This window comes from Pseudomonas sp. ZL2 (assembly GCF_054788455.1).
This window is the reverse complement of sequence record NZ_JBGOGX010000011.1, coordinates 86405-100073: the sequence shown is the minus strand read 5'-3', so window position 1 is coordinate 100073 and position 13669 is coordinate 86405. Positions and strand designations below refer to the sequence as shown.

Annotated in this window: 15 protein-coding genes; 13 read left to right on the top strand and 2 right to left on the bottom strand. The window is 61.3% G+C overall.

Annotation, left to right across the window (positions count from 1 at the left end; all coding sequences use genetic code 11):
* The first annotated feature begins 11 nt into the window (after positions 1-11).
* From ispF to rpoS, 6 genes are all read left to right on the top strand, one after another.
* Complete coding sequence (gene ispF, locus ABM562_RS11435) at positions 12-485, top strand: 2-C-methyl-D-erythritol 2,4-cyclodiphosphate synthase (RefSeq protein WP_115088365.1); 474 nt, start codon at positions 12-14, stop codon at positions 483-485.
* Positions 482-1540 carry a tRNA pseudouridine(13) synthase TruD gene (truD, locus tag ABM562_RS11430; RefSeq protein WP_115088364.1) on the top strand — a complete coding sequence of 353 codons (1059 nt, stop codon included), beginning with the start codon at positions 482-484 and terminating at the stop codon, positions 1538-1540. Before ispF ends, truD begins: the two co-directional genes overlap by 4 nt.
* Complete coding sequence (surE, locus tag ABM562_RS11425) at positions 1528-2277, top strand: 5'/3'-nucleotidase SurE (RefSeq protein ID WP_115088363.1); 750 nt, start codon at positions 1528-1530, stop codon at positions 2275-2277. The genes truD and surE overlap by 13 nt, the downstream gene beginning before the upstream one ends.
* Positions 2277-2954, top strand: a complete 678-nt coding sequence (locus ABM562_RS11420; protein ID WP_115088362.1) for a protein-L-isoaspartate(D-aspartate) O-methyltransferase — start codon at positions 2277-2279, stop codon at positions 2952-2954. Before surE ends, ABM562_RS11420 begins: the two co-directional genes overlap by 1 nt.
* Positions 2955-3135: 181 nt before the next feature.
* Positions 3136-4035: a peptidoglycan DD-metalloendopeptidase family protein gene (locus ABM562_RS11415; protein WP_115088361.1), complete on the top strand. Its 900-nt coding sequence runs from the start codon at positions 3136-3138 to the stop codon at positions 4033-4035.
* A gap of 106 nt (positions 4036-4141) precedes the next feature.
* Positions 4142-5152, top strand: coding sequence for an RNA polymerase sigma factor RpoS (gene rpoS / locus ABM562_RS11410; protein ID WP_115088360.1), 1011 nt, complete (start codon positions 4142-4144; stop codon positions 5150-5152).
* Between the two features lie 533 nt (positions 5153-5685).
* Here rpoS and fdxA read toward each other — a convergent pair.
* Both fdxA and mutS read right to left on the bottom strand, forming a co-directional pair.
* A complete protein-coding gene (gene fdxA, locus ABM562_RS11405; RefSeq protein WP_038996711.1) occupies positions 5686-6009 on the bottom strand; it encodes a ferredoxin FdxA in 324 nt (107 codons plus the stop codon).
* A gap of 140 nt (positions 6010-6149) precedes the next feature.
* Entirely contained in the window at positions 6150-8717 is a 2568-nt protein-coding gene (mutS, locus tag ABM562_RS11400; RefSeq protein WP_346616731.1) for a DNA mismatch repair protein MutS, read from the bottom strand.
* Between the two features lie 160 nt (positions 8718-8877).
* Here mutS and ABM562_RS11395 point away from each other — a divergent pair, with 160 nt between their 5' ends.
* The 7 genes from ABM562_RS11395 (at position 8878) to ABM562_RS11365 (ending at position 13668) form a co-directional block, all read left to right on the top strand.
* Positions 8878-9621 carry a LexA family transcriptional regulator gene (locus ABM562_RS11395; RefSeq protein WP_115088356.1) on the top strand — a complete coding sequence of 248 codons (744 nt, stop codon included), beginning with the start codon at positions 8878-8880 and terminating at the stop codon, positions 9619-9621.
* A 468-nt stretch (positions 9622-10089) separates the two neighbouring features.
* Complete coding sequence (locus ABM562_RS11390) at positions 10090-10437, top strand: phage holin family protein (RefSeq protein WP_115088354.1); 348 nt, start codon at positions 10090-10092, stop codon at positions 10435-10437.
* A gap of 235 nt (positions 10438-10672) precedes the next feature.
* Positions 10673-11221 (top strand): hypothetical protein, encoded by a 549-nt coding sequence (locus ABM562_RS11385; protein ID WP_460422015.1) that lies wholly within the window; start codon positions 10673-10675, stop codon positions 11219-11221.
* 120 nt (positions 11222-11341) lie between these two features.
* Positions 11342-11860, top strand: coding sequence for a hypothetical protein (locus ABM562_RS11380; protein WP_460422013.1), 519 nt, complete (start codon positions 11342-11344; stop codon positions 11858-11860).
* Positions 11857-12417, top strand: a complete 561-nt coding sequence (locus tag ABM562_RS11375) for a phage baseplate assembly protein V (RefSeq protein ID WP_134063990.1) — start codon at positions 11857-11859, stop codon at positions 12415-12417. Before ABM562_RS11380 ends, ABM562_RS11375 begins: the two co-directional genes overlap by 4 nt.
* Positions 12418-12463: 46 nt before the next feature.
* Complete coding sequence (locus ABM562_RS11370) at positions 12464-12790, top strand: GPW/gp25 family protein (RefSeq protein WP_134063988.1); 327 nt, start codon at positions 12464-12466, stop codon at positions 12788-12790.
* Positions 12787-13668: a baseplate J/gp47 family protein gene (locus ABM562_RS11365; RefSeq protein ID WP_115088349.1), complete on the top strand. Its 882-nt coding sequence runs from the start codon at positions 12787-12789 to the stop codon at positions 13666-13668. Before ABM562_RS11370 ends, ABM562_RS11365 begins: the two co-directional genes overlap by 4 nt.
* Position 13669: the final 1 nt, after the last annotated feature.

Sequence of the window (13669 nt, the reverse complement as noted above, 5' to 3'; positions counted from 1 at the left end):
GGCGTTTTTTTATGCGTATTGGCCACGGCTACGATGTGCACCGCTTCGCGGAAGGCGATTTCATCACCTTGGGTGGGGTGCGCATTGCGCACAAGTTCGGGCTGCTGGCCCATTCCGATGGCGACGTCCTGCTGCACGCCCTGAGCGATGCCCTGCTTGGCGCTGCGGCGCTGGGCGATATCGGCAAGCACTTCCCCGACACCGATCCGCAGTTCAAGGGCGCCGACAGCCGCGTGCTGCTGCGCCACGTGGTGCAGATCGTCCAGGCCAAGGGCTGGAAGGTCGGCAATGTCGACGCCACCATCGTCGCCCAGGCGCCGAAGATGGCCCCGCATATCGACACCATGCGCCAGTTGATCGCCCAAGACCTGCAGGTCGAACTGGACCAGGTCAACGTCAAGGCCACCACCACCGAAAAACTCGGCTTCACCGGGCGTGAGGAAGGCATTGCCGTTCACGCCGTTGCCCTGTTGCTGCCGGCATGACCGAACTCGAACTGCTGGGCCCGCGTGCCGCGGGCGAAGCGCTGGGCAGCGCAATTCTCAAGGCGACCGCTGAAGACTTCCAGGTCGATGAAGTGCTCGACATTCCCCTGAGCGGGGCCGGTGAACACTTGTGGCTGTGGGTCGAAAAACGTGACCTGAATACCGAAGAGGCGGCCCGTCGCCTGGCCCGCGCCGCCGGTGTGCCGGTACGCAGCATCAGCTACGCCGGCCTCAAGGATCGCCAGGCCCTGACCCGCCAGTGGTTCAGCCTGCACCTGCCGGGCAAGGCCGACCCGGACCTGAGCGCGGCCGAAAACGAAACCCTGAGTATCCTCAAACAGGCCCGCCACTCGCGCAAACTGCAGCGTGGCGCGCATTCGGCCAACGGTTTTACCTTGCGCCTGACGGGCCTTAAGGCTGAGCGTGCGGCCCTGGATGCACGACTTGAGCAGATCCGCAGCCAGGGCGTACCGAACTATTTCGGCACCCAGCGCTTCGGTCATGGTGGTGGCAATGTGCACGATGCCCGCGACTGGGCCAGCCGCCAGGCGCTGCCGGAACAACGTAACGTCCGTTCGAGGCTGCTTTCCAGCGCCCGCAGCTATCTGTTCAACCAGGTGCTGGCCCAGCGTGTCGCCGATGGCAGCTGGCAGCAGGCCCAGGTCGGTGATCTGCTGGCGTTTACCGACAGCCGCAGCTTTTTTCCGGCGGGCGAGGCCGAATGTTCCGATCCGCGCCTGGCGATTCTTGACCTGCACCCTACCGGTCCGCTGTGGGGCGAAGGGCAGTCGGGCGCCACGGGTGCGGCCGGCGAGCTCGAACAACGTATCGGTGAGCAGCATGCGGCTTTGTGCCAGTGGCTGGCCCGGGCGGGCATGAGTCACGAACGACGCATTCTGCGACTGCCCATTAGCGGGCTGACGTGGCATTATCCCGAGCCTGATATCCTGCAACTGGAATTCGTCCTTCCGGCCGGATGCTTCGCCACCGTGGTGGTGCGCGAGCTTGTTGATCTGGTGCCGGCAGGGCAGACGGACAGCCCATGCGTATTCTGATTTCGAACGACGACGGGGTTACCGCACCCGGTCTCGCCGCGCTGCATGCTGCGCTGGCGGATTATGCCGAATGTGTGGTGATCGCCCCGGACCAGGACAAAAGCGGCGCCAGCAGTTCGCTGACGCTTGATCGGCCGTTGTGCCCGCAAACCCTGGCCAATGGTTTTATCAGCCTCAACGGCACGCCGACCGATTGCGTCCACCTGGGCCTCAACGGCCTGCTGGAGACCACCCCGGACATGGTGGTGTCGGGTATCAACCTGGGGGCCAACCTGGGCGATGACGTGCTGTATTCCGGCACCGTGGCCGCCGCTCTCGAGGGGCGCTTTCTCGGCGGTACCTCGTTCGCTTTCTCGTTGCTCTCGCGCCTGCCCGACAACCTGCCGACGGCCGCCTATTTCGCGCGTAAACTGGTCGAGGCCCATACCAGCCTCGAGCTGCCGCCGCGCACGGTACTCAACGTCAACATCCCCAACCTGCCGCTGGAGCACATCCGCGGCATCCAGTTGACCCGCCTGGGCCATCGCGCACGCGCAGCGGCACCGACCAAGGTGGTCAACCCGCGGGGCAAGGAAGGCTACTGGATCGCCGTGGCCGGTGATGCCGAAGACGGTGGCCCGGGTACGGATTTCCATGCGGTGATGCAGGGCTATGTCTCGATCACCCCGCTGCAGCTCGACCGGACCTTCAACGATGCCTTCGAGCGCCTCGATGGCTGGCTGGAGGGATTACTCTGATGCGCGAACAGGATGATCTGATGCGCCATGGTATCGGTTTTACCTCTGAGCGAACCCGCGAGCGGCTGATCAAGCGCCTGATCGAAGAAGGGGTGTCCAACCCCAAGGTGATCGACGTACTGCGCCGTACGCCCCGTCACCTGTTCGTCGATGAAGCCTTGGCCCACCGTGCCTACGAAGACACGGCGTTGCCGATTGGCAACAACCAGACCATCTCCCAGCCGTTCATGGTTGCGCACATGAGCGAACTGCTGCTCGAAGCCGGCCCGTTGGACAAGGTGCTGGAGATCGGCACCGGGTCCGGTTACCAGACCGCGATTCTCGCGCAACTGGTCGAGCGGGTATTTTCGGTGGAGCGCATCAAGGTTTTGCAGGATCGCGCCAAGGAGCGCCTGATCGAGCTGAATCTGCGCAACGTGGTATTCCGCTGGGGCGATGGCTGCGAGGGCTGGCCGGCACTGGCGCCGTACAACGGCATCATCGTCACCGCCGTGGCGCCAGAGGTGCCCCAGGCCTTGCTCGACCAGCTTGCCCCGGGCGGGCGCATGGTCATACCGGTGGGGCCGGCCGGCGAGACCCAGCAATTGATGCTGATCGTGCGTGAAGAGCACGGTTTCTCGCGACGGGTACTGGGCGCCGTGCGTTTTGTGCCATTGCTGACCGGGCCACTGGCCTGACCGGGCTTTTTTTTCGCTCGGGCGAATTTCGGCGGCATTGCCCTGTCTATCTGGCGGGCTACCATAGTCTGTTGCAGATCACGTTTGGCACAAGGCCTGACGTCCGCAGGGCGGCGCGCTCGGGTATAATTGCAACAATATTGCATTTCTAACATCGGTCACCATTTAGAGGGAGCGGCGGGTGGGTCACACAATCATTCGGCAGCGCAAGGATCCATCAAGCTTCAAGCTTCTGCTGATTGCACTGGCCGTGGGCACGCTGGTGACGGGGTGCTCCAGCACGTCCTCCAACAGCGTTCGCGTGGTCGATCGCAACAACGCCGCCCCTAAGCGCCCCGTGGTCACCACCGGTCAGTACGTGGTGCGTCCCGGTGATACGCTGTTTTCCATTGCCTTTCGCTATGGCTGGGACTACAAGGCCCTGGCCGCGCGTAACGGTATCGCACCGCCGTATACCATTCGCCCGGGCCAGGCGATCCGTTTCGACGGACGCTCCAGTGGCCCGGCGCCGGTTGCTGGCACCACAGTGGTGACCAGCTCGCCATCGTCCTCGAGCAAGACCACCATCATCAAGCGTCCGCTGGACAGCACCGGCAAGCCGATAACGCCTCCGGCCACTACAGCGCCTGCAACCACGCCAAACACCCCGCCAGTTGCCCCGGTGGTGGCTACCACCGCACCCGTGCAAGTCCCCCCTGCAGGGCGCTCCACGGCCGGCTGGGCCTGGCCGGCCAACGGCGTGTTGATTGGAAAATTTGCTTCAAACGGTAGTTTGAATAAAGGCATTGATATCGCCGGTGATTTGGGACAGCCTGTTTTTGCTGCATCTGATGGTTCGGTTGTCTACGCCGGGAGTGGCTTGCGGGGCTACGGCGAGTTGGTAATCATCAAGCACAACGATACCTACGTCAGTGCCTACGGCCACAACCGCAGGCTTTTGGTTCGGGAGGGACAGCAGGTCAAGGTAGGGCAGACAATTGCCGAAATGGGGTCCACGGGTACTGACCGGGTGAAGCTTCATTTTGAAATTCGCCGCCAGGGCAAACCTGTCGATCCGCTGCAATTCCTGCCACGTCGTTGATTGCTAGGCCCGGCCTGTTCCTCGCGTAGAGGGGACAGGCTCCAGCGCTGCCAAGGATATAGGCGTCGCTTGAGTCTGAGTTCGAACTCAGCAAAGGACTATAACAATGGCTCTCAGTAAAGAAGTGCCGGAGTCTGACATCGACGATGATGTTCTCCTGATGGAGACCGGCATTGTTTTGGAAACGGATGATGAGATGTTAGGCGAACCTGCTGTATCTACGGTTCGGACCAGGGCCAAACAAGGCTCTACGCTCAAACAGCACAAGTACATCGACTACACTCGGGCACTTGATGCGACCCAGCTTTACCTCAATGAAATCGGCTTCTCGCCATTGCTCTCACCGGAAGAAGAAGTGCACTTTGCGCGCCTGTCGCAACGTGGCGATCCGGCCGGGCGCAAACGCATGATCGAAAGCAACCTGCGTCTGGTGGTTAAAATCGCCCGGCGTTACGTCAACCGCGGGCTTTCGCTGCTCGACCTGATCGAGGAGGGCAACCTCGGCCTGATTCGTGCGGTTGAGAAGTTCGACCCGGAACGCGGCTTCCGTTTCTCTACCTACGCCACCTGGTGGATCCGGCAGACCATCGAACGGGCGATCATGAACCAGACCCGGACCATCCGTCTGCCCATTCACGTGGTCAAGGAACTCAACGTCTACCTGCGCGCCGCCCGTGAACTGACCCAGAAGCTCGATCACGAACCGTCCCCGGAAGAGATCGCCAGCCTGCTGGAAAAACCGGTCGGCGAGGTCAAGCGCATGCTTGGGCTCAACGAGCGGGTATCGTCGGTGGACGTGTCCCTGGGGCCTGATTCGGATAAAACCCTGCTCGATACCCTGACCGATGACCGTCCTACTGATCCGTGCGAGCTGCTTCAGGATGACGATCTGTCCCAGAGCATCGACCAGTGGCTCAGCGAGCTGACCGACAAGCAGCGCGAGGTGGTGATCCGCCGTTTCGGCCTGCGCGGTCATGAAAGCAGTACGCTTGAAGATGTTGGCCTGGAAATCGGCCTGACCCGGGAACGAGTGCGGCAGATCCAGGTAGAGGGCCTCAAGCGCTTGCGCGAGATCCTCGAGAAGAACGGCCTGTCCAGCGAGTCGCTGTTTCAATAATACTGCGATATCGTTGTGAAGAGCGCCCCGACAAGTCGGGGCGTTTTTGCATCTGCAGAACACAGATTACCCGTGAACGGCTTCCCGATGGCGTTGTTGAAACATCCGGGTTTGGGCGCAATCCGACGGCGATGTTGGTACTGTTCTAGTTCATGTAAGCCATCGCTTACCCGTGATGTAAGTCATAGCTGTACGCTGTAGTAAATCGTTGTCGTTTTCAGTGTGCGCGTTTGTTTAAGCTACTGATATATAACGAATATTTTGTTTATGACAATATGGTTACCGCAGCTTTTTGAGAGCTTTGTGCTGTTGTGGTAAATCTTGGAAGCGCTAATATTTGTCCTGTGTCTACGGACTGACACAGGCTCTCAAGGATGAAAGCCAAGGACATCGCAGGATGCGATTCATCAGGATGATGAAAGGGAACAGAGGGACTACGGAAAAAATGTGGGCGGGTCAAACCGCCCCTTTTTTTTGCCCGCAATAAACATGAAAAAAGGCCCTTGAAGGGCCTTTTTTGTTGATCCGCGCGCTTAGCGCTCCAGATCGGCGATCTTGCCGGTCTTGCCATCCCATTCGGCGGCATCTGGCAGCGAGTCTTTCTTTTCAGTGATGTTCGGCCAGATTTCCGCCAGCTCGGCATTGAGCTCGATGAAGTTTTCCATGCCGGCAGGCACTTCGTCTTCCGAGAAAATGGCGACGGCGGGGCATTCAGGCTCGCACAGTGCACAGTCGATGCACTCGTCCGGGTGAATGACCAGGAAGTTCGGGCCTTCGTAGAAGCAGTCCACCGGACAGACTTCTACGCAGTCGGTGTACTTGCACTTGATGCAGTTGTCGGTGACGACGAAGGTCATTTCTAATTCTCTCCTCAGGCGACGGCAGCGGTGCCCTTCCAGACAGGGCCGCTCGGTTTGGTTGTTCGGCTGCAGGCCAGGCTAGTAACCTGCAGCGCCGCCAAACCGCGCGGGATTCTATCAGCTTGTGCGGGCGCGCGTTATAACAGAGTCTTCAGTGTATAGAGCATTTCGATAGCTTGACGCGGCGTCATGTTGTCCAGGTCCAGCTTTCCGAGCTTCTCGATGGCCGGATGCGGCAGGCTGGCAAACAGGTCACTCTGGTGCGGTACAGCTGGCGCACCTTGCTGCAAGGCAGGTGTTTCGTGGGGCAGGCTGGCAGTTTCCAGCCGGCCGAGGTGTTCACGGGCACGCTGGATCACCGGCGACGGCACGCCAGCCAGTTGCGCCACGGCCAGACCGTAGCTCTGGCTGGCAGGGCCGGGCAGCACGTGGTGCAGGAACACGATACGCTCGTTGTGCTCGGTGGCGTTCAGGTGCACGTTGGCCACCAGCGGCTCGCTCTCCGGCAGTACCGTCAGCTCGAAGTAGTGAGTGGCAAACAGGGTGTAGGCACGCAACTGGGCCAGGCGCTCGGCGGCGGCCCAGGCCAGCGACAGGCCGTCGAAGGTACTGGTACCGCGGCCGACTTCGTCCATCAGCACCAGGCTGCGCTCGGTGGCGTTGTGCAGGATGTTGGCGGTTTCGCTCATCTCGACCATGAAGGTCGAACGGCCGCCCGCCAGGTCATCGCTGGAGCCGATACGGGTGAAGATGCGGTCGACCAGTGACAGCTCGCAGGCAGCGGCCGGGACGAAGCTGCCGATATGCGCCATCAGCACGATCAGTGCAGTCTGGCGCATGTAGGTGGATTTACCGCCCATGTTCGGGCCGGTGATCACCAGCATCCGAGTGTTGTCATCCAGCGCCAGGTCGTTGGCCACGAACGGCGTGGTCAGCACCTGCTCGACCACCGGGTGACGGCCCTGGGTGATACGCATGCACGGTTCGTCGACGAAGCGTGGGCAGTTCAGGTCCAGGTTCAGCGCCCGCTCGGCGAGGTTGCTCAGTACATCCAGCTCGGCCAGGGCCGCAGCGGTGTCCTGCAGCGGCGCCAGGTGACCGATCAGGTTCTCGAGCAAGGCGTCGTAGAGCATCTTCTCGCGGGCAAGTGCGCGGCTCTTGGCCGACAGCGCCTTGTCTTCGAAGGTTTTCAGCTCTGGCGTGATGAAACGCTCGGCGCCCTTGAGGGTCTGGCGACGGATGTAGTCAGCGGGCGCCTGCTCGGCCTGCTTGCTCGGCAGCTCGATGAAGTAGCCGTGCACGCGGTTGTAGCCGACCTTGAGGTTGGCAAGGCCGGTGCGGGCTTTCTCGCGGGCTTCCAGGTCGATCAGGAACTGCCCGGCGTTCTCGCTCATGGCCAGCAGCTCGTCCAGCTCGCTGTCGTAGCCGGTCTTGAGTACGCCGCCGTCACGGATTACCGCGGGCGGATTGTCGATGATGGCTTTTGCCAGCAGGTCGGCCAGTTCCGGGTAGGTTCCGGCGATGGCCGCCAGGCGCGCCAGATGCGGCGCCTCCAGCTCGGCCATGGCGTTTTGCAGTTCAGGCAGGGCGCCGAGGGCATCACGCAGGCGTGCCAGGTCCCGTGGCCGGGCGTTGCGCAAGCCGATACGGGCGAGGATCCGCTCGAGGTCGCCGATTTCCTTGAGCTGCGGTTGCAGTTTCTCGAAACGATAGCCATCGAGCAGGCAGCGAATCGAGCCCTGACGCGCCTGCAGCACCTTCAGGTCGCGCAGCGGGCGGTTCAGCCAGCGGGTCAGCAGGCGGCTGCCCATGGCGGTCTGGCAACGGTCAATGACCGATTGCAGGGTGTTGTCGCGGCCGCCGGCCAGGTTCACGTCCAGCTCAAGGTTGCGGCGGCTGGCGCCGTCGAGCACCACGGTGTCGTCCAGGCGTTCATGCTTGAGGCTGCGCAGGTGCGGCAGGGCGGTACGCTGGGTTTCCTTGGCGTAGCCGAGCAGGCAACCCGCGGCGCCGATGGCCAGGGTCAGCTTCTCGCAGCCAAACCCCTTGAGGTCCTGGGTGGCGAACTGCTGGCAAAGGCTTTTACGTGCCGAATCGCGGTCAAAATCCCACGGTGCACGGCGACGGGCGCCACGGCGTTTTTCTGCCGGCAGGCCCTGGGGCCAGTCGTCGGGAATCAGCAACTCGACCGGGTTGATGCGTTCGAGCTCGGCCAGCAGGTTTTCCCAGCCCTTGATTTCGAGCACGCTGAAGTTGCCGCTGGTGATGTCCAGCACGGCCAGCCCGAACAGGCGCTCGTCACCCAGCACGGCGGCGATCAGGTTGTCGCGACGCTCGTCGAGCAGCGCTTCGTCACTGACCGTACCGGGGGTGATGATGCGTACCACCTGGCGCTCGACCGGGCCCTTGCTGGTGGCCGGGTCGCCGATCTGCTCGCAGATCACCACCGATTCGCCCAGCTTCACCAGCTTGGCCAGGTAGCCCTCGGCCGCATGGAAGGGGATACCGCACATGGGAATCGACTGGCCCGCCGACTGGCCGCGGGCGGTCAGGGTGATGTCCAGGAGTTTGGCGGCCTTCTTCGCGTCTTCGTAGAAGATCTCGTAGAAGTCGCCCATGCGGTAGAACATCAGCTGGTCCGGGTGCTGGTTTTTCAGCTTCCAGTACTGCTGCATCATCGGGGTGTGTGCGGAAAGATCGCTCATTGCAAAAACTTGGCTCGCAGTGTCGTTGTAGACCAAAGGCAAGCGGGCAATGGTACAGGGATTTTGCCTGGGCTGCCGAGGGCAAACGGGCGGGCGCGACCATTTGTCCGTGCATATCCGTGCATAACAGGGTTTGCATTCTATTGAAGGCCCCGGCATTATGCATTTTATGCAAAAACGCAACGTAGCATCCGTCTTAAGAGCATTGCTCGATCGCCACGGTCTCTCCCCCACGGAGCTGCACCGGCGTACCGGCGTGCCGCAATCCACCCTGTCGCGCATCCTCAGCGAGAAAATCGTCGATCCGTCCGACAAGCACGTGTCGAAGATCGCCGAGTATTTCGGTGTAAGCACCGACCAGCTGCGCGGTCGCGTCGAGCTCGGCGAAAGCCGTGAAGCCGCGCCGGCGCGTAGCCACGCCGAGTTGCACGACATCAGCCTGTGGGATGACGACACCCCCGTCGAGGACGACGAAGTGTCCATTCCGTTTCTTCGCGAGGTCGAGTTGGCAGCAGGATCAGGAAGATTCGTCATCGAAGAAAGCGAGAAGGCCAGCTTGCGTTTCGGCAAGCGCAGCCTGCGTCACAATGGTGTGCAGTTCGATCAGGCCAAGTGCGTGACGGTGCGCGGCAACAGCATGTTGCCGGTATTGCGTGATGGCGCCACGGTCGGCGTCAATGCCGGCAAGAGCGGCATCGGCGATATCGTCGACGGCGATCTGTATGCCATCAACCACAACGGCCAGTTGCGGGTGAAGCAGCTCTATCGCCTGCCTACCGGCATTCGCCTGCGCAGCTTCAACCGCGATGAGCACCCGGATGAAGACTACAGCTTCCAGCAGATGCAGGAAGAGCAGATCAGCATCCTTGGGCATGTGTTCTGGTGGGGCATGTACGCCCGCTGAGTAGGCTGTTTCTTTTGAAAACCCGCTTTGGCGGGTTTTTTTTCGCCTTCAGAAAAGCAATCCAGCCCAAGCAGATCAAGGCTTACATGCGTAGGTGCATTTTCTTATGCATAAATATTTCCACAAATGCATTGACTGCATATGCATCAATGCATAATCTTTGCCTCACGCCGGTCGACACCGGCAGTGACAAAGGCAGCGATGAACAGGCCTGAACTGTTCAGAGGGTTGGCAACTGGCCCGGGTGCGCAGCGTAAAGCACCAGAAGCAGTTATCCGGCGGGCAGGTGGCCGCGGCCGGAGGAACAATTTGAAGCGGAGTTGCCCAGCGCACCAGTCGTGGCGGGCGGTTCGACAACGCATTACTGAAAAGCCTGGGGAGGCCGGGCTTTTTGGAATGCCGAGTGATCGGTTCTACAACAAACGCCGCTGGCAAGCTGCCGAGCGGAACTACCAAGGAGACAGGACAGTGACAAACGAGCAACAGACGTTGCTGGAAATGCCGATCTGGCTGGTGATCGTCCTGGCCTTGCTGGGCGGCCTTTCCGGAGAGATGTGGCGCGCGGACAAGGCCGGCGCTCGGGGCTGGGCGCTTTTTCGGCGCCTGGTATTGCGCTCGGGGGCCTGCATGGTCTGCGGCGTGTCCACGGTGATGCTGCTGTACGCCAGCGGCATGTCGATCTGGAGCGCCAGCGCCTTCGGCTGCCTTACCGCCATGGCCGGCGCCGATGTCGCCATCGGCCTTTATGAACGATGGGCGGCGAAGCGCTTGGGGGTTGAACCTGCAAGTGGTGCAAAGGGGGAGAGTGAACACTGAGTTCAACACCCGGACAAGGTCTGGCGCTATGGCTGGCCAGTCAATACGGCCACTCATTCCAGGCCGTGTTGGCATACCTTCATTGCGGGGGGCTGGGCGAGGGAGATAATCGTGTCAGGAAAAATGGATATTTTCATTGGCGTGGTTGATAAACGAGCAGCCAGAGGTTCTATGTTAGGGTGACGGATGCCCATGGATGTTGGGCATCCTTTTTTGCAGCAAAAGCGAATGGTGCATGTCTGACTCTTGGCTGTCGTTGTTTCGTGGAAAAACAGTCTACGAGCAAATCAGGGTTCTGCTAGGGATGGCAGGTGTTTTTTTGTTGATGGGGCTTACCTTCCTGCTTTTTGTTCAATCATTTGACGAACTCGGGGATGAAGCACCGACTCTGTTCAAAGGGCAGATTGTCAGTGCCCCCACCGAGATGCGCCAAGACAGTTCGATCGTGTACTTTCAGGTTCGACTGACTGAAGCGAACCTGCGCCCCTCGTCCAAACAGATAGTCTATGTCTCGAAAGAACTCTACCAAGCCGCGGATCTGGCGCCTGGGGTGATGGTTGATGTTTTTGCGAGTGGTGGGGTGGACGAACTGAAGATTCGCGAAGTTCTGAATAGTGACGGGCGCGTTGTCTTCGATGAGCGCTTTGATCGTCGGATCACTTCAATCAAGAACCACGACCTGATTCGTTATTTTTCCTACTTTATGATGATGACGCTTATCTGCTGCAGCTTCGCCGGTGTGCTCTGGTTTCGCCAGACACGTTTGTTACGGGCTAGCCGATAACTAACGGGTGCTCATGGGTGCCTTTACAACAGCTTCGATGAACCCGCCTTATGGCGGGTTTATTTTTGCCTGTTTTTAGCCGCGAATAGCCTTTGCGAGCTCCACGACACAGGACTGATCATGAGCGAACTGAACCGCTTGCATGAGGCGATCAGCGCGACTATCAAGGCCGCCTTGCCTCAGTTTGAAACCGTCGACGCCTATGGGGCGGCGGACCAGCACACAGCGCTGCCAGCGTTGTTTCATTCCATTTCCAGCCTTAAACCGGCAAATGATCCAGGCGACGGTCGTTCGTGCGTCATCGCGACCGTTGAAGCGCGCATCGTGATTGACTCCGGTCGCCAACACGCGGCATTGGAAGCTGTCACTTTGGCTACCCAGCTGATCGTACTGTTGCGCAAACAATTCTGGGAGCTGGAGTTTGTTGAAGGGGCGATGAGTGTGCTGGCCGAGCCTGTTCAACCGGTTCCGGGGGCAACCCCTGCCGTTGGCTGGTTGGTGCAATGGCAGCAGATCCTGCACCTGGGAACCGTGCAGTGGCCATGGCCTGATCAACCGGGCCCACTTGCTTTTGCCTTCAGCCCCGACACCGGTCCGGGCTATGAAGCGGATTACCAATCGCCGGAGGACATGCAATGAGCTACGCCAGTGCCATGCACGACCGCATGCTCGCCGGCCTGGTGATTCCTTGCCGGGTGGTCGCCGTTGACCTTGCCGCCGCCCGGGTGCGGGTGTCCGACGGCGCCGGCTGGACCAGCGCCTGGTTGCGCTGGCATAGCCAGGCCGCCGGCAAGGCCCGCCACTGGCGCGCACCCAGCCTTAACGAGCAAGGGGTGTTGATCAGCCCAAGTGGCGAGCCGGCCCAAGGCACCTTCGTGCCGGGCCTGTACGGTAACGCCGGCGCACCAGCGGACAACCGCGAGCATGTCGAGGTCTGGCGTTTCGACGATGGTGGCTCGCTGGTCTACGACTGGCAGGCCCGCAGTTACAGCATCGAGTTGCCCAGCGGTACCGTCAGCATCAAGGTCGGCGGCAGTTCGGCAGTGGTGACCGACCAGGCCATCGAGGCGAAAGCCGCCAGCATCACCCTGACCGGTGAGGTGCAGATCAACGGTCCGCTGCGGGTAACCGGCGACATCCTCGGTGGCGGCAAGATCATCGACACGGGCGGCAACACCGCCAATCACAAACACTGAAAACCAGCCCGCCCACTGCGGGCTTTTTTACGCCTGGAGAACATCAATGATCGGCATGGATCGCCGGAGCGGCCAGCCGTTATCCGGCATTGCACATTTGCGTCAGTCCATCGAAGACATCCTCACCACACCGCTCGGCAGCCGGCGCATGCGCCCGGAATACGGCAGCAAGCTGCGCCGCTTCGTCGATCTGCCGGTCAACGAAGGCTGGAAAAGCGCGGTGCAGGCGGAGGTGGCTCGCGCACTGGGCCGTTGGGAGCCGCGTCTGAAGCTGGAGCGGGTCAGGGTAACGGGGGTGGTTGGTGGGCGGATCACTTTGCAACTGAGCGGACAGTACCTGGGAGCCAACCAGACTTTGGAGGTGACGGCATGAGTAGTGTGGATCTTTCGGCGCTGCCCGCGCCGCAGGTGCTGGAAGACCTCGATTTCGAGGCGCTCTTCCAGGCTGACCTGGCGACCTTCCGGTCGCATATGGGCGACAACTGGGACGCCGCAGTCGAAAGCGATCCGGTGACCAAGCTGCTGGAAGTCGGCGCCTATCGCAAGCTGCTCAACCGCGCGCGGGTCAACGATGCCGCCAAGGCGCTGTTGCTGGCTTATGCGCAGGGTTCCGACCTGGATCAACTGGCGGCCAATGTGCAGCTGCAGCGGCTGGTGGTGCAGGCACAAGACCCCGGCACGGTACCGCCAACGCCACAGGTGCTCGAAGAAGACGACGCCCTGCGCGAGCGGGTGCAACTGGTCTATGAAGGGTTGACCACGGCGGGGCCGCGCAACAGCTATATCCTGCATGCCCGCAACGCTTCCGGGCAGGTGGCCGATGCCACGGCCGAAAGCCCGTTGCCGGCCCAGGTGGTGGTGACGGTGCTGGCGCTCGAGGGCGATGGCAGCGCCGCAGCCGAGCTACTGGACACCGTACGGCTCAAGCTCAATGACGATGACGTGCGTCCGGTTGGTGACCGCCTGACGGTGCAAGGCGCGCAGATTCTGCGCTACCGCATCGATGCGGTGGTGCACATGAGCGGCAACGGCCCGGAGATCGAAGCGACGCTTGCCGAGTGCAAACGCCGGCTGCAAGCCTGGATCAATCCGCGCCGGCGCCTGGGTGTCGAAGTGGCCCGTTCGGGCGTGGATGCCCAATTGCACATCAACGGCGTCAGCCGGGTCGACCTGAACAACTGGGCCGACCTCCGCCCGACCCGGGCGCAAGCGGCCTGGTGCGAAGGGATCACTGTGACGCGAGGAAGCTGAC

Coding starts and splice junctions, on each gene's coding strand:
- ispF (WP_115088365.1), top strand. CDS start 12: ATGCGTATTGGCCACGGCTACGATGTGCACCGCTTCGCGGAAGGCGAT.
- truD (WP_115088364.1), top strand. CDS start 482: ATGACCGAACTCGAACTGCTGGGCCCGCGTGCCGCGGGCGAAGCGCTG.
- surE (WP_115088363.1), top strand. CDS start 1,528: ATGCGTATTCTGATTTCGAACGACGACGGGGTTACCGCACCCGGTCTC.
- ABM562_RS11420 (WP_115088362.1), top strand. CDS start 2,277: ATGCGCGAACAGGATGATCTGATGCGCCATGGTATCGGTTTTACCTCT.
- rpoS (WP_115088360.1), top strand. CDS start 4,142: ATGGCTCTCAGTAAAGAAGTGCCGGAGTCTGACATCGACGATGATGTT.
- fdxA (WP_038996711.1), bottom strand. CDS start 6,009: ATGACCTTCGTCGTCACCGACAACTGCATCAAGTGCAAGTACACCGAC.
- mutS (WP_346616731.1), bottom strand. CDS start 8,717: ATGAGCGATCTTTCCGCACACACCCCGATGATGCAGCAGTACTGGAAG.
- ABM562_RS11395 (WP_115088356.1), top strand. CDS start 8,878: ATGCATTTTATGCAAAAACGCAACGTAGCATCCGTCTTAAGAGCATTG.
- ABM562_RS11385 (WP_460422015.1), top strand. CDS start 10,673: ATGTCTGACTCTTGGCTGTCGTTGTTTCGTGGAAAAACAGTCTACGAG.
- ABM562_RS11380 (WP_460422013.1), top strand. CDS start 11,342: ATGAGCGAACTGAACCGCTTGCATGAGGCGATCAGCGCGACTATCAAG.
- ABM562_RS11375 (WP_134063990.1), top strand. CDS start 11,857: ATGAGCTACGCCAGTGCCATGCACGACCGCATGCTCGCCGGCCTGGTG.
- ABM562_RS11370 (WP_134063988.1), top strand. CDS start 12,464: ATGATCGGCATGGATCGCCGGAGCGGCCAGCCGTTATCCGGCATTGCA.
- ABM562_RS11365 (WP_115088349.1), top strand. CDS start 12,787: ATGAGTAGTGTGGATCTTTCGGCGCTGCCCGCGCCGCAGGTGCTGGAA.